The sequence below is a fragment of the Neobacillus kokaensis genome (assembly GCF_014656545.1).
GTDB classification, from domain to species: domain Bacteria; phylum Bacillota; class Bacilli; order Bacillales; family Cytobacillaceae; genus Neobacillus; species Neobacillus kokaensis.
This window is the reverse complement of record NZ_BNDS01000076.1, coordinates 1-244: the sequence shown is the minus strand read 5'-3', so window position 1 is coordinate 244 and position 244 is coordinate 1. Positions and strand designations below refer to the sequence as shown.

At 44.3% G+C, this 244-nt stretch carries 1 tRNA gene; it reads right to left on the bottom strand.

Annotation, left to right across the window (positions count from 1 at the left end):
- Window positions 1–78: 78 nt before the first annotated feature.
- Window positions 79–164, bottom strand: a tRNA-Leu gene (locus tag IE222_RS26215).
- Window positions 165–244 lie beyond the last annotated feature (80 nt).

The window sequence follows — 244 nt, the reverse complement described above, 5'->3', positions numbered from 1 at the left end:
CAATTGAGCTACGGGCGCATTTTTTTAAAGCAACTTTTATATAATATCACGTTTAATTCTTTTTGTCAACAGTTTTTTTGGTGCGGCCGAGAGGACTTGAACCTCCACGGGGTTGCCCCCACTAGGCCCTCAACCTAGCGCGTCTGCCATTCCGCCACGACCGCATTTTGTAGTGACAAAGAATATCTTAACAAATATTCCGCTATATTTCAAGAGGAAATTATTGGTGCGGGTGAAGGGAGTC